Origin of the sequence: Demequina litoralis (assembly GCF_030418455.1) — a bacterium.
Classification (GTDB): domain Bacteria; phylum Actinomycetota; class Actinomycetes; order Actinomycetales; family Demequinaceae; genus Demequina; species Demequina litoralis.
Map to the genome: position 1 here is coordinate 363,861 of NZ_JAUHPW010000001.1, position 18,085 is coordinate 381,945.

Annotated in this window: 18 protein-coding genes; 6 read left to right on the forward strand and 12 right to left on the reverse strand. The window is 73.7% G+C overall.

Annotated elements, in window-relative coordinates:
- Positions 1-15: 15 nt before the first annotated feature.
- Positions 16-2,391: a hypothetical protein gene (locus QQX09_RS01675; protein WP_301130960.1), complete on the forward strand. Its 2,376-nt coding sequence runs from the start codon at positions 16-18 to the stop codon at positions 2,389-2,391.
- On the opposite strand, the gene QQX09_RS01680 is transcribed toward QQX09_RS01675, so the two are convergent.
- Positions 2,392-3,588: a class I SAM-dependent RNA methyltransferase gene (locus QQX09_RS01680; protein WP_301130961.1), complete on the reverse strand. Its 1,197-nt coding sequence runs from the start codon at positions 3,586-3,588 to the stop codon at positions 2,392-2,394.
- Positions 3,581-5,509 (reverse strand): APC family permease, encoded by a 1,929-nt coding sequence (locus tag QQX09_RS01685; RefSeq protein WP_301130962.1) that lies wholly within the window; start codon positions 5,507-5,509, stop codon positions 3,581-3,583. The genes QQX09_RS01680 and QQX09_RS01685 overlap by 8 nt, the downstream gene beginning before the upstream one ends.
- 41 nt (positions 5,510-5,550) lie before the next feature.
- Between QQX09_RS01685 and QQX09_RS01690 the strand changes: the two genes are divergently transcribed.
- The gene (locus tag QQX09_RS01690) at positions 5,551-6,216 is read left to right on the forward strand and encodes a potassium channel family protein (RefSeq protein WP_301130963.1); all 666 of its coding nucleotides are present in this window, start codon (positions 5,551-5,553) and stop codon (positions 6,214-6,216) included.
- Positions 6,213-6,899, forward strand: a complete 687-nt coding sequence (locus QQX09_RS01695; protein WP_062295464.1) for a potassium channel family protein — start codon at positions 6,213-6,215, stop codon at positions 6,897-6,899. Before QQX09_RS01690 ends, QQX09_RS01695 begins: the two co-directional genes overlap by 4 nt.
- Here the strand turns inward: QQX09_RS01695 and QQX09_RS01700 are convergent.
- From QQX09_RS01700 to QQX09_RS01720, 5 genes are all read right to left on the reverse strand, one after another.
- A complete protein-coding gene (locus QQX09_RS01700) occupies positions 6,817-7,491 on the reverse strand; it encodes a DUF3159 domain-containing protein (RefSeq protein WP_301130964.1) in 675 nt (224 codons plus the stop codon). The two genes, QQX09_RS01695 and QQX09_RS01700, sit on opposite strands and share 83 nt — an antisense overlap.
- Entirely contained in the window at positions 7,488-7,772 is a 285-nt protein-coding gene (locus QQX09_RS01705; RefSeq protein ID WP_301130965.1) for an OB-fold nucleic acid binding domain-containing protein, read from the reverse strand. The genes QQX09_RS01700 and QQX09_RS01705 overlap by 4 nt, the downstream gene beginning before the upstream one ends.
- Positions 7,769-8,230, reverse strand: a complete 462-nt coding sequence (dut, locus tag QQX09_RS01710; RefSeq protein WP_301130966.1) for a dUTP diphosphatase — start codon at positions 8,228-8,230, stop codon at positions 7,769-7,771. The genes QQX09_RS01705 and dut overlap by 4 nt, the downstream gene beginning before the upstream one ends.
- A gap of 3 nt (positions 8,231-8,233) precedes the next feature.
- Positions 8,234-8,533 (reverse strand): DUF4193 domain-containing protein, encoded by a 300-nt coding sequence (locus QQX09_RS01715; protein WP_042211966.1) that lies wholly within the window; start codon positions 8,531-8,533, stop codon positions 8,234-8,236.
- Between the two features lie 138 nt (positions 8,534-8,671).
- Entirely contained in the window at positions 8,672-9,478 is an 807-nt protein-coding gene (locus QQX09_RS01720) for an inositol monophosphatase family protein (protein WP_301130967.1), read from the reverse strand.
- A gap of 83 nt (positions 9,479-9,561) precedes the next feature.
- Here QQX09_RS01720 and sepH point away from each other — a divergent pair, with 83 nt between their 5' ends.
- Entirely contained in the window at positions 9,562-10,611 is a 1,050-nt protein-coding gene (gene sepH, locus QQX09_RS01725) for a septation protein SepH (RefSeq protein WP_301130968.1), read from the forward strand.
- A gap of 13 nt (positions 10,612-10,624) precedes the next feature.
- Here sepH and QQX09_RS01730 read toward each other — a convergent pair whose 3' ends face one another.
- Together QQX09_RS01730 and QQX09_RS01735 are read right to left on the reverse strand one after the other, a co-directional pair.
- On the reverse strand, positions 10,625-11,794 hold the full coding sequence (locus QQX09_RS01730) for an alkaline phosphatase family protein (protein WP_301130969.1): 1,170 nt from the start codon (positions 11,792-11,794) through the stop codon (positions 10,625-10,627).
- A complete protein-coding gene (locus tag QQX09_RS01735; RefSeq protein WP_301130970.1) occupies positions 11,791-12,357 on the reverse strand; it encodes a DUF5998 family protein in 567 nt (188 codons plus the stop codon). The genes QQX09_RS01730 and QQX09_RS01735 overlap by 4 nt, the downstream gene beginning before the upstream one ends.
- 155 nt (positions 12,358-12,512) lie before the next feature.
- Here QQX09_RS01735 and QQX09_RS01740 point away from each other — a divergent pair, with 155 nt between their 5' ends.
- Both QQX09_RS01740 and QQX09_RS01745 read left to right on the forward strand, forming a co-directional pair.
- Entirely contained in the window at positions 12,513-14,957 is a 2,445-nt protein-coding gene (locus QQX09_RS01740; protein WP_301130971.1) for a DNA gyrase/topoisomerase IV subunit A, read from the forward strand.
- Positions 14,957-15,373, forward strand: coding sequence for a GNAT family N-acetyltransferase (locus QQX09_RS01745; protein ID WP_301130972.1), 417 nt, complete (start codon positions 14,957-14,959; stop codon positions 15,371-15,373). The genes QQX09_RS01740 and QQX09_RS01745 overlap by 1 nt, the downstream gene beginning before the upstream one ends.
- A gap of 175 nt (positions 15,374-15,548) precedes the next feature.
- On the opposite strand, the gene QQX09_RS01750 is transcribed toward QQX09_RS01745, so the two are convergent.
- From QQX09_RS01750 to QQX09_RS01760, 3 genes are read right to left on the reverse strand one after another with little or no spacing between them, the layout of a single operon-like run.
- Positions 15,549-16,388 carry a hypothetical protein gene (locus tag QQX09_RS01750; RefSeq protein ID WP_301130973.1) on the reverse strand — a complete coding sequence of 280 codons (840 nt, stop codon included), beginning with the start codon at positions 16,386-16,388 and terminating at the stop codon, positions 15,549-15,551.
- The gene (locus tag QQX09_RS01755) at positions 16,385-16,756 is read right to left on the reverse strand and encodes a hypothetical protein (protein ID WP_301130974.1); all 372 of its coding nucleotides are present in this window, start codon (positions 16,754-16,756) and stop codon (positions 16,385-16,387) included. The genes QQX09_RS01750 and QQX09_RS01755 overlap by 4 nt, the downstream gene beginning before the upstream one ends.
- A 32-nt stretch (positions 16,757-16,788) precedes the next feature.
- Complete coding sequence (locus QQX09_RS01760; RefSeq protein ID WP_301130975.1) at positions 16,789-18,075, reverse strand: threonine/serine exporter family protein; 1,287 nt, start codon at positions 18,073-18,075, stop codon at positions 16,789-16,791.
- Between the last annotated feature and the right edge of the window lie 10 nt (positions 18,076-18,085).

Consider the following 18,085-nt stretch of genomic DNA (forward strand, 5'->3'; position numbering starts at 1 on the left):
GCGACGCTTGAGGTCATGGGGGGACTGGAGGACCTCCGGCCCGTGAAGGTGCCGGACGGCACACTCGAGCTGCGCATCCACGGCGTGTCCGGCACGCCGCCCGAGTCGCTGCTCAAGGACGGCGCGTTCGCCGTCCGTCTGGGCACCGTCACCGGCTTCTTCCGGCGCAAGGACGAGCGCACCGCGAAGCCCGGCGAGGACGGTCCCGGCATCGTCGAGGCGTACTCCTGGGGCGGCCTCACCTCGGGGAGCCGGTACCTGTCCGCGCTGCGTCTGCTGCTCCTGCCGTTCGCTCTGATGAACGTCGCCGGGTGGATGATGCCAGGCGTCCGCGACGACGCCGACGGCGCACCGACCGCGCCGGCTGCTGGGGGCGGAGGAACGCGCGACATCATCCACACGCTCGCGGCCCGTCTCATCGCCCTGGCTCTCACCGCGTACGCGGTCCTGGGTGCGCAGTGGCTGTGCGCGCTCGCGCTCACGTCGCTCCCGGCGCGCTTCGGGTGGGCCGACGTCGCGCCCGGATGGCGCGACCCGATCTGCCTGAGCGTCGCGATCGTCGCGATGGCGGCATGGGCCTGGATCGCGCGCCGTCGCCAGATGTCCCACCTGCTGGCCCGGTTCGACGACCCCGAGGGCGGCGAGACCTACGGCGCCACCGCGCGCGATGCGCTCGTCCGCACCCCGCCCGCGGCGCCTCAGCGGGCCGGGCTCGGCACGTGGGCGCTGTGGAGCGCCGCTCCCGTCGTGCGGCATCTGTCCTGGATCCACACGACGACCGGTGCGGGCGCGCTGCTCACCCTGTACGCGACCAGCCACGGCGAGGGCGCCGCCGCCACCACGGCGCGCATCATCGGCTGGACGATGCTGGGAGGCGGCCTTGCGTGGATGCTCGCCTTCTCGGCGTTCGGGCGCCTCGTCCCGGACGCCTGGCGCACCGCGGTCGGCCGCGCCACGTGGGGCGTGACGATCGTCGCGACCGTCGCCGTCGGCGTGCTCGCCGGAGGCACCGCCACCGAGGGCGCCACCGCCGCGTTCCAGCGTGTGCTCGTCATCATCGTGGGCGCCGTGGTCGTGCTGCTCCTCGTCGAGATGGTGGCGGCGCCGCGCCACGGCCCGTGGCGGGGTCGGCTCTTCGCGGGCGCGTTCCAGGTGGTCGCGTTCGGTACGGCGATCACCGCCGTGTCGGGCGGCGGCGTGTTCCTCGCCAAGGTGCTCGCGCCCCCGGGCACCGGGGTCGCACCGACGGCGTTCACGTCCACCCTCGCCGTCCTCGGCTTCGGCGCCGTGCTCGTCACGCTCGCGGCGGTGCTGGCGCAATGGCCCGTGCTCAGGCGGCTGTCGAGCCCCGCATGGTTCATGCGTCTGCGCGCCGTCGCCGCCCGGGCGCGCGGGGTGATCATGACGGGCGCGGCGGCCTTCGCGGTCGGCGGAGTGGTCATCGCCGTCCTCGGCAACGTGGCGATCGGCGGAACCGACGCCTTCCCTCCGCCCGTGCGTGGAGGCGAGCTCGCGTGGACCGCCGCGGGGTGGATCCTCGTCGCCGTCGTCGTCGGCGCGCTCGCCTCCGGTCTGGCCCCCGCGAACCGAGCAGGTGTGGCCGTCGCGGTGGTGGTCGGCGCCGTGTTCGCGGGGGGCACCTGGTGGATCCTCGGCGACCAGGCGGACGAACGGTTCACGCAGCTTGCAGTGTGGGTGGCCTTCCTCGCGCCGATCGGCTGGGTCCTCACCTTCATGCGGTCGGGGTCCAGCGACGGCGGCGCGCGGCGCCAGGTGGGCGTGGTGTGGGACCTCGTCAGCCTGTGGCCGCGCGCCTTCCACCCGTGGTCGCCCGCCCCGTACACGGACACCACCATCCCGGAGCTGGTGGACCGGATCGGCGAGCTGGCCAAGGCAGGCGGCGCCCGTCACATCGTGGTCAGCGCGCACAGCCAAGGCGCGATCTTCTCCGTTCCGGTGGTCGAGCGGATCCTTCGCAGACCGCCTTCAGGGGCCAAGCCCGCATCTCTGCCCGAGACCACGACGGTGTCGCTGCTCACCTACGGGCAGCTGCTCGACGTCCACTACCGCTGGCTCTTCCCACGGATCTACAACCCCGTGCGCTTCACCGAGCTGAGAGCCTCGCTCACGGGCGATGCCGCGGCGGACGGCACCCCGCGGCCCGCGCGCTGGCTCAACCTGTACCGGCTCACCGACCCTCTCGGCCATCCGATCGGCTGCCTCGGAGAGCTCAACATCGAGAACAAGCCCACCGCGGACCCGGAGGGTCCCGAGCCGTACGTGCTCGAGACGGACGGCCGGCGTATCACCATGCAGCACAGCGACTACCAGTACGGTGCCGCCTACCAGGCCGCCCTCAAGGAGCTCGACGCCCGGTCGCGCGTGCCCTGATCAGCCCCGCACGAACGTCGCGACCGTCTCCACGTGGTGCGTCATGGGGAACAGGTCGAAGGCCTCGGCATCCTCGAGCGCGTAGCCGTGGTGCGCCAGCAGGGCGGTGTCGCGCGCGAGCGCCACGGGGTCGCACGCGACGTACACCAGGCGGTCCGCCCCGACTGCCGCGAGCGCGTCGACGGTCTTGCCGCCCGCTCCCGACCGGGGCGGGTCGAGCACGATCGCGTCCGGAGCCTCCGGTCCGGACTCGAGGAACGCGCGGGTGTCCCCGTGGACGATGCGCGCGTCGGGCAGCCCGTGGACGTTGCGGCGGGCGTCGCGCGAGGCGCGTGCGTCCGCCTCGACCGACGTCACCCGGCGTCCCGCGGATGCGAGCGGCACGGTGAACAGCCCTGCCCCCGCGTAGAGGTCGAGCACCGTGCGGGCATCGCCCAGCCTGCCGAGCACGGCCTCGACCAGCACCGCGGGCGCCTCCCGGTGCACCTGCCAGAACCCCTCGACGTCCACCTGGTAGGTCCACTCCCCCGTGCCCGTCGCGACGGCCTCGCGCACCCGCCGGGGCGCGTTGTCGCGACGGTCCGGCCGTCCTGCGCGCCACGGGGTGCCGTCGACCACGAGGCGTGCCGCCTCGCCTCCGGGCGCCACGCCCATGACGTGGGCTCCGGCCGGGTAGCGCGTGCCCAGCACGAGCTCCTCGAGCGCCGGCGCCGCGATCGGCAGCGCGTCCAGCGCGCGCAGCTCGCGGGAGCGGTGCACGTGCATCGAGGCGCGGCCGTCGGGGCCCGCCACCGTGGTGACGCGCGTCCGGTAGCCGAGCCCGCCGCGCTCGTCGTCGCCCGGGGCGGCGTGCACCTCGCCCGGGAACTCGCGATCCGCGAACCTCACGAACGCCTCCCGCAGGACGTCATGCTTCCAGCGACGCTGCGCCGGCAGCGCGACGTGCGCGAGCTCGCCGCCGCCCACACCGCCGGGGCCGGCCTCGGGCCAGGCCGAGTCGACACGGTCGGGCGACGCCTCGATCACCTCGACGGCATCGGCGCGCCACAGCCGCGCATCGTCCCCCGCCTCGGTGAGCCGCGCGCGGACCACCTCGCCTGGCAGCGCGTGCCGCACGAACACCACCCGGCCCTCGTGCCGGGCGACGCAGTGACCGCCGTGCGCGACCGCGCCGATCTCCAGGACCAGGTCACCCACGGGTCGTCGCCTCCTCGGCCTCGTCGTCCGCGCCGGCGATCCGCGGCAGCTCGCGCGTGAACGCCGCGCCCTCCGCGGTGTCGAGCGAGGACTGAAGGTGCCACGGCACGGCGGACACGACCACGCGGGGCACGGACAGCAGCCGCGCACGCAGCCGCAGGGTCGCCCGGTTGTGGAGGAACCTCTCCCACCAGCGTCCCACGATGTACTCGGGCACGTAGACCACCACCATGTCGCGGGGCGAGACGCGGTGGATCGAGCGCACGTGCTCGAGCACCGGGCCCACCATGTCGCGGTACGGGGAGTCGAGGATCACGAGGGGCACGCCGAGCCGCAGCTCGCCCCACCGGCGCTGCAGCTCGCGCGTCGCCGCCGGCTCCACCTGCACCGCGACGGCCTCGAGCGACGAGTGGCGGGCCGCCTTCGCGTACGCGATCGCGCGCAGCGCGGGACGGTGCAGCTGCGCGACGAGCACGATGCCGTGGGTCGCGCTCGGACGGGACGATGCGCGGTCGTTGGGCTGGATGGCGAGCTGGCGGCGGACGTCGGCGTAGTGCGAGTGGATGCCGCGCATGAGCAGCACGAGGCCCGCGACGAGCACCAGCGCGAACCACGCGCCCGCGGCGAAGTTGAACACCGCGATGACGATCCACACGGCCGCGGCCACGACCGCGGCGGCGATGTGGAGCACGCGCGTGCCCTTCATCCGCAGGCGCGGCCGCCCGGTGGGCTCGACAGCGATGCGCCCCGACTGCAGGCGCACCATCGCGACCTGGCTCAGCACGATCGCCGCGAACGCGCCGATGAGGTACATGTGCACCAGCTGCTCGAGGCGCGCGCCGGTCGCGATCACGATCGCCGCGGACGCTCCCGCGACCCACAGCACGCCGCCACGGAACACCAGCCGCTCGCTCTGCTGGGACAGCTGGCGCGGCAGGTAGGCGTCGCGCGCGAGGAACGACGTGAGGCGCGAGAAGCGGCGGAACACCGTCGACGCCGCGGCGTAGAGGAGCGCGACGGCGGGGATCGCCACCACCCACACGGTCCAGCCGGCCTCGAAGATGCGGTCGGTGGCCTGCAGCAGGACGGGGCCCGACTGCCAGCCCGAGACGCGGTAGCGCCACACCATGATCGTCACCGCGAGGAACGCGGCCGCGCCGGTGAGCACGGCGAGGATGAGCGTGCGGCCGGCGCGCTTGGCGCGCGGCTCCGCATGCTCGGGGGCGGACGAGGCGAGGTGCTCGATGCCCGTGAGCATCACCGCGCCGGACGCGATCGCGCCGGCGAAGGCGATCGCCGACGACCAGGTCGGCTCGGGCGGGTTCGCGGGCGGCACCACGTCCCCGCGGCTCGCGCCGAAGGCGATCACGAGGAAGATCACGAGCAGGAAGCCGAACCACACGACGAGCATCACGTGCGCGCGCTCGCGGATGCCGCGCAGGTTCGCGAGCGTCATGATCGCGATCGACACCACCGCGACCAGCGTGTGCCGGTCGCCGACGACAGGGACGACGTACGCCACGAACTGCGCGATGGCCGCCACCGACACCGCCACGGTGAAGATGTAGTCGACCAGCAGCGACGAGCCGGTGATGAGCGCCGCCGTGGGGCCGAGCTTGTCGGACACGAGCCCGTAGTCGCCGCGCTCGTCGGGCCGCTTGCGCACGTTGGACCGGTACGCGAAGCCGAGCAGCACCATGATCGCCACGACCGCGACCGCCATCACCGGGAGCGTCGACTGCACGCCGCCCTTCCGGAGCGCGTCGACCACCGCGTCCGGGGCGTACGCCACGGTCGACAGGAGGCCGGCGCCGAACACGGGCAGCGCCAGCCGCGTCTTCAACCCGATCCGCTGCGCGCGCTCGGTCGCGATCGGTCGCCCGAACACCAGCAGTTTCAGTCCCTCAAGAAACCTCTGCACGTCGCACCATCCTAGGCTCAAGGGGTATACCGTGGGTTGCCGTGCACATCGTGATCATGGGCTGCGGCCGGACCGGGGCGACGCTGGCGACCGAGTTCGAGGCCCGCGGGCACACCGTCGCGGTGATCGACCAGTCGGGCGACGCCTTCCGCCGGCTCCCCCCGACCTTCGAGGGACAACGCATCACGGGCATCGGCTTCGACCGCGACACGCTCGTGTCCGCGGGGGTCGAGGACGCCTACGCGTTCGCCGCGGTCTCCGACGGCGACAACTCGAACATCCTGGCGGCGCGCGTGGTGCGCGAGACCTACGGGATCGACAACGTGGTGGCCCGCATCGCGGACTTCGGTCGCGCGGAGGTCTACCGCCGGCTCGGGATCCCCACGGTCGCACCGGTGCCCTGGACGGCCGCGCAGATCGTGTCGCGGCTCCTGCCCGGAGGCTCCGACGCGCTGTACGACGACCCGAGTGCGGGCGTGAGCCTCAGCCGCCTGCCCCTCGACTCCGGCTGGGTGGGCCACCGCTACACCGAGCTCGAGCGCCGTGCCGGCGCGCGCGTCGCGTACCTCGTACGCTTCGGCGAGCCGCTGCTGCCCGACCCGGACACGCTGGTCCAGGAGGGCGACGAGGCGTACTTCACGATGGTGCCCGCGACTGGCGCCGACCCGGCCCGCGTCACGGGCCGTTCCCCGGAGGTGTCGAAGTGAAGGTCATGATCGCGGGCGCCGGCTCGGTGGGACGCTCGATCGCGCGCGACCTCCTCGAGCACGGCCACGAGGTGCTGCTCGTCGACTCGAACCCGGCCGCGATGCGCGTCGCGCAGGTCGCCGAGGCGGAGTGGATGCTCGCCGACGTCTGCGAGATGTCCGCGCTTCGCGACGCGCAGGTGGAGACGATGGACGTGGTGGTCGCCGCGACCGGCGACGACAAGGCCAACCTCGTCGTCTCGTTCCTCGCGAAGACCGAGTTCGGCGTGCCGCGCACCGTGGCGCGCGTCAACAACCCGCGCAACGAGTGGATGTACGACACGCAGTGGGGCGTCGACGTCGCCGTGTCGACGCCGCGCATCATGACCGCCATGGTCGAGGAGGCGGTCGCGATCGGCGACCTCGTCCGCGTCTTCACGTTCCGCCAGTCCGGTGCCGCGATGGTCGAGGTGACGCTGCCCGCATCGTCCCCGGTGGTGGGCGTGCCGCTCAGCGAGATCCAGTGGCCCGTCGACATCGTGCTCGCGTGCATCATCCGCGGCGACCGCACCATCGCGCCGACCCCGGACGACACGCTCGAGGCTCACGACGAGCTGCTGTTCATCGTGTCGTCGGAGGCGGATCCTGAGTCTCTCGAGCAGCTCCTGCGTCGCGGGCCAGCAGCCATACGCCCCACAGCGTGAGGGCGAACAGCGGCAGCCCCATCGCGAGCTTCGCGGTGCCGAGCGCGGCGACCGCGCCGGCGAGGTAAAGCGGCACCTGGACGAGCAGGCGCAGCGCGAACATGCCGGCGAGCACGGCGGACGCGAGCTGGTAGCGGCGACGCTCGGCGCGGTCCTCGCGCCAGTGCGTGCCCTCGCCGCGGATGAGGCCCACGACGATGCCGACGACCGGCCAGCGGACCGCCATGGAGACGAGGATGCCCGCGAGGTACGCGGCGTTGAGCCACAGCCCGGGAACGAAGTACCCCGAGGCGTCCCCCGCGCGCCATGCCCAGACGGCACCGATGGCGACGCCGACCGCGCCCGAGACGGCCTGGACCACGGGCGTGCGCTGGATCAGCCGGAGGAGCACCAGCACCGCCATGACGGCGGCCGCGGCGATGACCGGGATGCGGAAGCCGCCCCACACGAGGTAGGCGGCGACGAAGACGATGCCGGGCAGCGAGGACTCGACGAACCCGCGCCAGCCGCCGATGGCCTCGTGGAGGTCGAAGGACTCCCCGCCCAGCAGGCGCGCCGCGCGGCTGCCCGCGACCGGCTGCTCGCCGCTCATGCGCTCGGGACGAGCTCGTAGCGGGGGTTGTACAGGCGCGGGAGCGCCTCGGTCTCGCACACGCGGCCCTCCAGGCTGAGGCGGGTGCCGGGCTCGATGCCGGGGACCTCGCGTCGGCCCATGAACACGGCGTCGATGCGGCCGGTGCCGTCCTCGAGGCGCACGGTGAAGGCCGGCGGCGCGTCGGACGGCTCGACCTGGATCGCGACGACGCGGCCCGACACGCGGGCGATCCCGCGGGGCGTGACCTCCGCGATCGCGATGGTCGGCGTGTCGGTCACTTCGCGGCCGCCGCGGTGGTCACGCCGGTCGAGCCGAAGCCGCCGTCGCCGCGGTGCGAGCCCGGCAGGGCCTCGACCGCGACGAACGCGGCGTGCTCGACGCGCTGGATGACCAGCTGGGCGATGCGGTCGCCGCGGGACAGCGTGACGGTCTCGCGCGGGTCGGTGTTGAGCAGGGTCACGGCGATCTCGCCGCGGTAGCCGGCGTCGACGGTGCCGGGCGCGTTGACGATCGTCACGCCGCGCTTGGCCGCGAGGCCGGAGCGCGGGTGGACGAACGCGGCGTACCCGTCCGGCAGCGCGATCTTGAGGCCGGTGGGGACGGTCGCCCGCTCCCCCGGCTCGAGCGTCACGTCGATGCGGGTGGTGATGTCCGCGCCCGCGTCACCCGGGTGGGAGTAGTGCGGGAGCGGCACGTCCGGCTCGGTCGTGCTGACGAGGATCTCGAGGTCGGCCATGCGTCAGGCCGCGCACTCCGAGCAGATCGGCTGGTCGTTCTTGAAACTGGCGAGCTGGCTGCGGTGGTGCACCAGGAAGCAGGACATGCACGTGAACTCGTCCTGCTGCGCGGGCAGCACGCGGACCGAGAGCTCCTCGCCGGACAGGTCCGCGCCCGGGAGCTCGAAGCCCTCCGCCGCCTCGGTCTCGTCCTCGTCGACCACTCCCGAGGTCTTGTCGGCCCGACGAGCCTTGAGCTCCTCGATCGAGTCGGCCGAGATCTCGTCGTCGGTCTTGCGCGGCGCGTCGTAATCCGTTGCCATGCGGCTTGCGTCCCTTCCTCGATGCTTGCGGGGGTTCAATGCCTCACAGGGGCGTTTTGTTCCCGCGCGGCTGACGCATTGTGCCCCATTCGCGCGCGGAGCGCATCTTGTGGCTCCGGCGCGGCGGCGCGGCCCGTCTCAGAACGGGCGGGCCCCCGCGCCCGCGAGGGCGTCCCGGAGGGCGTCCCACGCCTCCGGCATCGCCGCGATGAGCATGTCGCCGTCCGCCGGACCGCCGTCCATCCCGCTCACGCGCACGCCCGCCTCCGCGGCGATGAGCGCGCCGGCCGCGAAGTCCCACGGGTGCAGGCCCTGCTCGTAGTAGGCGTCGACCAGGCCCGCGGCGACGTGGACGAGGTCCACCGACGCCGATCCGAGCCGCCGGATGTCCCGCACCTGCGGCAGCAGGCGGGCCACGACCTGCCCCTGGAGCGCACGGCGCTCCGCGATGTACTGGAAGCCGGTGGCGACCAGCGTGCGGTCGAGCGGCGGCGCATCGTCCCTCCGCAGCGCCTGTCCGTCTCGCCACGCCCCCTGCCCGCGTGCGGCGGTCCAGAGCACCCCGGAGCCGTCCATGACGGCGCCCGCCTCGATGATCCACGCGTGCGGGTGCGGCGGGCCGCTCACGGCCGCGACCGACACCGAGTAGTGCGGGATGCCGTACAGGTAGTTGACGGTGCCGTCGATCGGGTCGACCACCCAGGTGATGCCCGAGGTGCCGACCACGTCGTCGCCCTCCTCGCCAAGGACGCCGTCGTCGGGCCGCAGCTCCGCGAGGCGTTCCCGCAGCAGGCGCTCGGCGGCGATGTCCATCTGCGTGACGACATCGACGTCGGACGACTTGGTGAGGGCGACCCGCGCCTCGGCGCGACCCTCGTTGATGAGCCGGCCCGCCTCGGAGGCGAGCGCGGAGGCGACGTCGAGCAGCTCGGACGGCGTGGTCATGGCCTCATCGTAGGGGCGGGGGCAATCCGCGTGAACCGGGGTGTCGCGCGTCACGTCGGGGTCGCGCGTGGCACCCTGATGCCATGACGCGCCTCACCCTCGTGGGTCCCTCCGAGGACGGCCTTCACCTCGTCGTGGAGGCCGAGTCGGGCGACCGGTTCGAGCTCCCCCTGACCGACGAGCTGCGCCACGCCGTCCGGTACACCCGGCCCTCCCGGCCCGCCGCGCAGGCGCCCGAGGAGGCCGAGGCCCCCACCATGTCGCCGCGCGAGATCCAGCAGCGCATCCGCGCCGGCCTGACTGCGCAGGAACTCGCGGAGCTCACGGGCATGAGCCTCGCCGGGATCGAGAAGTACGAGGGCCCGGTCGCCGCCGAGCGCCAGTACATCGCGGATCTTGCGCGCGACACCCGCATCGGCCGCGACCCGAGCGCCCCGCAGCTCGGCGAGCTCGTGACGGACCGCCTCGCGGCCCGTGGCGTCGACCCCGAGTCCGTCGAGTGGGACGCCTGGCGCGAGGTCGACGAGCCGTGGAAGGTCGCCGCGGACTACCGCGTGTCGGGCCGCGGCGTGCGCGCCCTGTGGACGTTCGACCACACCGCACGCACCGTGACCGCCGAGGACGAGGAGGCCCGCTGGCTCTCCGAGACCGAGCTCCTCGACGTCCCGATCCCCCGCCGCCACCTCAGCGCCGTCCGCGAGAACGAGGACGACCCGGCGCGCCCGCTCCAGGCCACGCGCCCGCCGGCCCCGGCCACGGACGCGGTCCCGGTGGTCGCGGCGGACGATGCGGCGGACGAGGAGATCCCGCTTCCCCCCAAGGCCGAGCCCAGCCCGACCGAGCTGCTCCTCGACGACCTCGAGCTGCGTCGCGGCACCCGCGAGACGGTGGACGAGGACGAGGAGGACGACGAGGACGAGTTCGAGGGCTTCGGGCCCGCTCGCCGCGCCCGCGAGGCCGAGACCGGCTTCGGCCCGTCCGCGAGCCGCACCCGCGCCGAGGACGCGCCCGCCCCCGAGCCTGCCGCCGCCAAGCGCGAGGAGCCCGCCGAGCGGCGCACCACCAAGCGTGGACGCGCGTCGGTCCCCAGCTGGGACGAGATCGTCTTCGGCGCCAAGAACGACCAGGGCTGAGAGAACCCGCGCCCTACGCCTCGCCGGCGACGAGGAGCGGCACCTGCAGCTCCTCGGGAGTGAGCGAGCCGTGCACGCCGATCAGCCCGAGCGCCTGCTCCGACTGCGTGCGGGAGTCGACCACGGTCGCCCGTCCCGCCATCGCCACGACGACCTCGCCGATGCGGTCCTCGACGTGGCCGGAGACCGGCCCGAACAGGCCCAGCCCGACCGCCTCGTCGCGCAGCAGCACCGCCGCGTGGTCGCCGAGGACCCCGCGCCAGCGTTCCGCGACCGCGGGCGCCTCCGCCGCATCGTCCATGTGGAGGTGCAGCGCGCGCGGCTCCCCCGCCACGAGGCGCACGCCGCGTGCGAGCGCGGGCGTGCCGGCGACGTCCCAGCGCGGCGCGCCGTTGACGTCGATCATGCCGTGGTCGGCGGTGACGACCATCGCGGCGTGACGCGGCAGCCGTGCGCGCAGGCGGCGCAGCTCCTGGTCGGCGTCCTCGAGCGCGGCGACCCACGCGTCGGACTGCCAGCCGTGCTTGTGGCCGGCCGCGTCGATGTCGCCCCAGTACAGGTAGGTGAGCCCGGGGCGGCGGGCCCGCTGGATGGCCTCGTCGACGCGGTCGGACAGCCGCTCGGCCCCGACGAAGTCGCCGCCGGCGAGCGCGGCCCGCGTGAGCCCGGAGCCGGCGAACCGGCGCTTGCCCAGCGACGCGACGGCGAGCCCGCCCTCGTGCGCGACGCGCATGAGCGAGGGCTCGCGCTGCCAGTCGTCGGGGTCGCCCACGCCCTCCCACGAGACGAGGTTCGCGGCCTCGCCGGTCGCGGGGTTGTGCGCGGTGTACCCGGTCATGCCGGTCGCGCCCGACGCGCGGCCGGTGCCGAACAGCGCGAGCGACGTCGCGGTGGTGGTGGGGAAGCCGGCGGTGATGATCCCGGACTCGGTCGAGCGCAGGAACGGCGCGTGGCCGCGGCGCGCGTCGAGCTGGTGGTGGCCGAGCCCGTCGAGCAGCACCACGACCACGTGGTCCGCCCGCGGGATGCCGAGCCGGATCCTGTCGGCCTCGGCGTCACGTGCGGCGACCGCCTCGCCCGCCCCGACCGCGGCGAGCGCTCCCGGCAGCACCGCGCCGAGCTCGAGCCCTCCGTAGTCGGGACGTGACAGCCCGGCCGCGGCCAGGCGGTCGCCAGGGTTCACCCCCGGGCCCCGATCGCGCCCTGGAGCACGGCGGAGAAGTCCTGGAGCGCGCGGATCGAGTCCTCGCCGTCGGCGATGAGGCTCACCCGCACGAGGATGTCGTCGGAGGTGAGGTTGCCGGTGTAGCCGTGGTCCGCCTCGCAGCTCTCGTCGCCGCACGAGGCGGGCTCGAGGTCCACGCGCGAGTGCACGGATCCGCCGACGGCGAGCACGAGCTCGCTGGGCAGGTCGCCCTCGCCGAACCGCTCGGGCTCGTGGACCACGTGGGTCATCGCGGTGTTGCGGATCGCGGACAGCGCGGTGGTCTCCACGGTCGCGGAGGCCTCGTGGCGGCCGTCGCCGGTGTGGCCGGCGCCGTCGTCCATGTGGACGCGCAGCAGGCGCGTGCCGGTGATGACCAGCACGGTCATGTGCCGACGGACCTCGCGGTCGTCGAACGTGGTCTCGGCGTGGACGAAGTGCGCGAGCACCGTCTCGGTGCCGATCGCGGAGCGGAGGACGGACGTCGCGAGCGCCGGGTAGTACCCCGCGATCTTCACCGCCTGGTCGAGGGTCTGGGCCATGGCCGATATTCTCTCACCTTCGTGGGCACCCGACCCCCGCCGTCCGCAGGGACGATGCGCGGTCCGGGAGGGCGCCCCGCGAGCCTGTGCGCGCGTGTCCGACGGACGCGAGACAATACGGGCTGGATCCGGACCCCGAAGAGACGAGGTGGCAGATGTCCGACGCGCCCGACGCGCAGATCGTCGACATCGACGTCAGCGCCGAGATGGAGGCGTCGTTCCTCGAGTACGCGTACTCGGTGATCTACTCCCGCGCGCTTCCCGATGCCCGCGACGGCCTCAAGCCCGTCCAGCGACGCATCGTCTACATGATGCAGGACATGGGCCTGCGCCCCGAGCGCGGCTACGTGAAGTCCGCGCGCGTGGTCGGCGAGGTCATGGGAAAGCTGCACCCGCACGGCGACAGCGCGATCTACGACGCGCTCGTGCGCATGGCGCAGTCCTGGTCGCTGCGCCTGCCCCTGGTCGACGGCCACGGCAACTTCGGCTCGCTCGACGACGGCCCCGCCGCGTCCCGCTACACGGAGTGCCGCCTCGACCCGGCCGCGCTCGCGATGACGGAGAACCTCGACGAGGACGTCGTGGACTTCGTCGCCAACTACGACAACAAGCTCACGCAGCCGGCGGTCCTGCCCTCGGCCGTGCCGAACCTGCTGGTCAACGGCGCGGCGGGCATCGCGGTGGGCATGGCGACCAACATGGCGCCGCACAACCTCGTCGAGGTGGTCTCCGCCGCGCGCCACCTGCTCGCTCACCCGGGCGCCTCGCTCGAGGAGCTCATGCGCTTCGTGCCGGGCCCCGACCTGCCCGGAGGCGGCAAGATCGTGGGACTCGACGGCGTCAAGGAGGCCTACGCCTCCGGCCGCGGCAGGTTCATCACGCGCGCCACCACCCGCGTCGAGAAGGTCACGGCGCGCCGCCAGGGCATCGTCGTCACCGAGCTGCCCTACATGGTGGGCCCCGAGAAGGTCATCGAGAAGATCAAGGACGGCGTCTCGGCGAAGAAGCTCGAGGGCATCTCCGCGGTCACCGACCTCACGGACCGCCACCACGGCCTGCGCCTCGTCATCGAGATCAAGAACGGCTTCAACCCCGAGGCCGTGCTCGAGAAGCTCTACAAGGTCACCCCGCTCGAAGAGTCGTTCTCCATCAACAACGTCGCGCTCGTCGACGGCGAGCCTCGCACGCTCGGCCTCAAGGAGATGCTGCGCGTCTGGGTGGACCACCGCCTCGAGGTGGTGCGCCGCCGCTCGGCGTTCCGCCTCAAGGCGCGCCAGGACCGCCTCCACCTGGTCGACGGCCTCCTCATCGCGATCCTCGACATCGACGAGGTCATCCAGATCATCCGGGCGTCGGACGATGCGGCGACGGCGCGCGAGCGCCTGCGCACCGCCTTCGACCTGTCCGAGATCCAGGCCGACTACATCCTCGAGCTGCGCCTGCGCCGCCTCACCAAGTTCTCGCGCCTCGAGCTCGAGAACGAGAAGGCCCAGCTGCTCGCCGAGATCGCCGAGCTCGAGGAGATCCTCGGCTCCGACGCCGTCCTGCGCGACGTGGTCGGCTCCGAGATGGATGCGGCGGCCGCGAAGTACGGCACCCCGCGCCGCACCATCCTCCTCGCGGACGGCGGCGCCGTGTCGTCGGCGGCCTCCGTCGCGACCGGCGCCAAGACGGGCGCTAAGGCGCCCGCGCTGTCGCTCGAGATCGAGGACACGCCCTGCTACGCGATGCTCTCGACGACGGGCCTCGCGGCCCGCACCGCCGAGGACGAGGCACCCGCCCGCGAGGGCCGCCGCTCGGCGCACGATGCGCTGCGCAGCGTGGTCCACGCGTCCGCCCGCGCGGACGTGGGCGTCGTGACGAGCCTCGGCCGCATCGTCCGCCTGTCCCTGCTCGACGTGCCGGCCCTGCCGCCGAGCCAGGAGCCCCCGTCGCTGGGCGGCGGCACGCCGATCGCCGAGCTCGTGGTGCTCGAGAAGGGCGAGGAGGCCGTGGGCCTGGTCCCGCTCGACGGCACCACCCCGCTCGCGATGGGCACCCGCCTGGGCGTGGTCAAGCGCGTCAAGGCCGACGACATCCCGAACAAGGACGCGTGGGAGGCCATCGCCCTCCAGGACCGCGACGTCGTCGTCGGCGCAGGCGCCGGCGCGGACGGCGACGACCTCGTCTTCGTGACCGACGACGCGAGCATGCTCCACTTCGATGCCAAGAACGTGCGCCCCCAGGGCCGCGCGGGCGGCGGCATGGCGGGCATCAAGATGGCGGCGGGCGCCAAGGTGATCTTCTTCGGCATCGTCCGTGCGGGCACCGAGGGTGCGGTGGCGACCATCGCCGGCCCGTCCGACGGGCTGCCCGGCGTCGCCGCCGGCTCCGCGAAGTGGACGCCCATGTCCGAGTTCCCCGCCAAGGGGCGTGCCACGGGAGGCGTGCGCGCGCACCGCTTCCTCAAGGGCGAGGACGTGCTCCTGGTCGCGTGGGCCGGTCCCACTCCCCCGCGGGCTGCGACCTCGGCGGGCCAGCCCGTCGAGCTCCCCGACGAGGCGGGCAAGCGCGACGGTTCGGGCGTGACCCTGCCGACCCCGGTCGCCGGCCTGGGCTGATGGCCGAGCTCGCGTACCGCACGGATCGCCGGATCGCCGCCGGCGAGTACATCGACCTGCTCGGACGTTCGACGCTGGGCGCCAGGCGCCCGATCGACCGGCCCGACGTCATCGCCGGCGCCCTCGAGGGTTCCGACGTGGTCGTGACCGCGTGGGACGGGCCGCTGCTGGTGGGAGCCGCGCGCGCGATCACCGACTTCCACCTCCACTGCTACCTGGCCGACCTGTGCGTCGACGAGTCCTACCAGCGGCAGGGCATCGGCCTCGAGCTGCAGCGCGTGCTGCGCTCGCTGCTCGGACCCCTGTGCAAGCTCAAGCTCTCCGCGGCCCCCGCGGCGGCCGAGTACTACCCGCGCGTCGGGTACGAGCGCAACGACCGGGCATGGGAGCTCCCGCCGGGCCGACCGCTCGCCTGAGCGCCCGGATCCCGTCTCCTCCACCGCGCTGGCGCGACCGGCGCATGAGAGCCGGCTCGCGCGCATCGTCCCTGATCCCACGGCTCGGGGTGGGACGGGTACGGCGGTCGCGGCGACCGTGGCACGGCGCGGCCGTGGCGGAGCACGGCGGTGGCGGGACGATGCGCGGGAACGGTCAGACCGCCGGCGAGTCCCCGTCCGCCGTGCCGCCTTCCGAGCCGGTCACGCGGGCGTGGCGCAGCCGCACACCGTCGGCGACGAGCAGCACGTCGCCGCGGAAGAACCGCAGCAGCCACAGCACCGCGTCGACGTTGGGGTCGTGCTGGATGCGGGCAGGGGCTCCCGCGCCGGCCCTCGCCGAGCGGCTGCCGATGACGTCGAGCACCGAGTGCACCGCGAGCGTGTACTGGCCGCGCAGCACCGTCTCGAGCGGCCGCACGACCTTGCGGTAGCGCACCTTGACGCCGGCCTCCCCTGCCTCGACGTCGGCACGGTGGCCCACCTCGGCCGTGCGGCGCACGTACAGGCCCTTCTTGGGCAGGATGCGCGCGACGGCCACGCCTCGCCGCATCGCGATCTCGAGCGCGAAGGCCAGGCCGTACCCCGACGCCTCGCCGGTGTTGGAGAAGACCGCCACGTCGCCCTCGACCTCGGCGGGCCTCATCACAAGCACCGCGACCGTCGCGTTGCCGTGCTCGGCGGCGTCGATCGCGCCGTTGACGGCCAGGTGGAGGAAGCGCCGGCGCCGGATCGGCTCGGGCACCGCGAGCAGCCGGCAGCCGAGGGAGGTCGCCCGCACGATCGCCTCGCGTACGTCGCCGCGCACGAGGCCGCCGTCGACGAGCTCGACGTCCGGCACGAGCGCGCGGAACCGCTCGGCGTCGTCGAAGAGGGCGTCGGTGCTGAGCACCACGATCGAGGCGGCCGCGCTTGCGATGCGCGCGACGGCCCGGTCGCTCAGCCGGTGCGCGTCGAGCACGGCGACGCGCCGCGTGGGCTCGATGACGCGCGTCATGCGGGCTCCCCCGCGGACGCCCCCGCAAGCGTCGCCAGCCGCGTCTCGATGACGGCCTCCCACTGCCGGGCCCGCCGTCGGGTCTCGATCACCGCGAGGGCGGAGCCTGCCGCGACGGCGAGAGCCCACCCGGACGCGCGGCGCCGCCCCACGAGGGCCAGCGCCGCGGCACCGGCGAGCCCCTGCACCGCGCCGCCCAGCGCGCCCGCGTACGACCGCGCGTACGCGAGCATGAGCGCCAGCGCGACGGGGTCCTGCGCGCCCATGACGGCGCGCGCATCGTCGACCCCGAGGCGCCGGGGCCCGAGCGGGCTGCTGCCCAGCCACGGCAGGTCGGCGTCCAGCACGCGATAGCTCGACGGTCCCACGATCCCCTCCGCTCCCGGCGCCCCGCGCCGCCTCAGGCCTGGTCGAACGCCCACTTCGGATCGGTGATGAGCTTGCCGATCACCAGTCCTACCAGGATCGACAGCACGATGAGCAGCACCTGCAGGATCGAGCCGATGGTCGCGTTGTAGTCGCCCTGGTTGAGGCTCACGACGGACTGGAACGCCAGCACGCCGGGGATCATGACGAGCACGGCGGGCACCTGCAGGGTGATGATCGGCGACGGGGTGCGCGGCGCGGCGGCCGCGGCGAGGACGCCGACGAGCACGCACGCGAGCACGGTGGCCATCTGGATCATGACGCCGTGGTCGATGAGCAGCAGGCGCGCGGTGTTCGACACCATGCCGATGAGCGCGGCGGACAGCGCCATCCGCAGGGGCGAGTTGAACATGAGCGCGAAGCCGAGCACGCCCACGAGGCTCGCGACGGCCATCATCGAGTAGTGCGGGAACGCGTCCAGGGGGATCGGCTCGCGGGCGCTCGTGTCGAGCGCGCCGATGAGCGTCATCGCCCACACCGACAGGGCCGCGCCCACGATCATCATCGTGGCGAACACCAGGCGTGAGATGCCCGCGGAGAAGTCCAGCTTGGCCAGGTCGAGCGCGGCCGTGATGAGCGGGAAGCCGGGGAGCAGGAACAGCGTGCATGCGATGTATCCCGACGCGTGCACGTCGACCGCCGCCCCGAAGATCCCGTACAGGGCGACGGAGGCCAGGTAGAGGCCGCACGCGAGGGCCGCCGCGGCCATCGTGGTGCCGAACGGGTTGAAGGAACGATGCGCGAGCGCCCGGCGCAGGAACTGGCCGCCGGTCGCGGCGACGAGGACCGCGAGCACCTCGAGCGGGCGGGCGTTGTTGAGCACCGCGAAGGCCGCACAGGCGGCGCCCGCCGACAGCGCGTTGACCGCCGGGTGGTACAGGGCGGGCCTCGCCTCGATGCGGTCGAGCGCGGCGTGCACCTCCTCCACCGTGGTGCGCTCGGGGATCGCCGTGCGGAAGTCGTCGAGCAGCGCGATGCGCTCCGCGTTCACGCCGAACTTGCGCACCTCCGTCACCTCGGTGCGGAAGATGGACCCGCGGTGCGTGGTCGCGGTGATCTCGGTCAGCGTCACGGCGGCGGTGTGCCGGTCGATGCCGAGCGCGTGCGCGACGGCCGCCATGGCCTCCTTGACGCGGTAGCTCGCGGTGCCCGCGGCGAGCATCATCCGCCCCACCCGCAAGATCGCCCCCGACTGCTGGATGAGGCCGACCGGCTCGAGCGAGTGCTCGGGGTCCCGGGGGTTCACGCGTTCGTCGGCCATCTCATCCCTC

Coding starts and splice junctions, on each gene's coding strand:
- QQX09_RS01675 (WP_301130960.1), top strand. CDS start 16: ATGGGGGGACTGGAGGACCTCCGGCCCGTGAAGGTGCCGGACGGCACA.
- QQX09_RS01700 (WP_301130964.1), bottom strand. CDS start 7,491: ATGAGCGGCGAGCAGCCGGTCGCGGGCAGCCGCGCGGCGCGCCTGCTG.
- dut (WP_301130966.1), bottom strand. CDS start 8,230: ATGGCCGACCTCGAGATCCTCGTCAGCACGACCGAGCCGGACGTGCCG.
- QQX09_RS01715 (WP_042211966.1), bottom strand. CDS start 8,533: ATGGCAACGGATTACGACGCGCCGCGCAAGACCGACGACGAGATCTCG.
- QQX09_RS01720 (WP_301130967.1), bottom strand. CDS start 9,478: ATGACCACGCCGTCCGAGCTGCTCGACGTCGCCTCCGCGCTCGCCTCC.
- sepH (WP_301130968.1), top strand. CDS start 9,562: ATGACGCGCCTCACCCTCGTGGGTCCCTCCGAGGACGGCCTTCACCTC.
- QQX09_RS01735 (WP_301130970.1), bottom strand. CDS start 12,357: ATGGCCCAGACCCTCGACCAGGCGGTGAAGATCGCGGGGTACTACCCG.
- QQX09_RS01740 (WP_301130971.1), top strand. CDS start 12,513: ATGTCCGACGCGCCCGACGCGCAGATCGTCGACATCGACGTCAGCGCC.
- QQX09_RS01745 (WP_301130972.1), top strand. CDS start 14,957: ATGGCCGAGCTCGCGTACCGCACGGATCGCCGGATCGCCGCCGGCGAG.
- QQX09_RS01750 (WP_301130973.1), bottom strand. CDS start 16,388: ATGACGCGCGTCATCGAGCCCACGCGGCGCGTCGCCGTGCTCGACGCG.
- QQX09_RS01760 (WP_301130975.1), bottom strand. CDS start 18,075: ATGGCCGACGAACGCGTGAACCCCCGGGACCCCGAGCACTCGCTCGAG.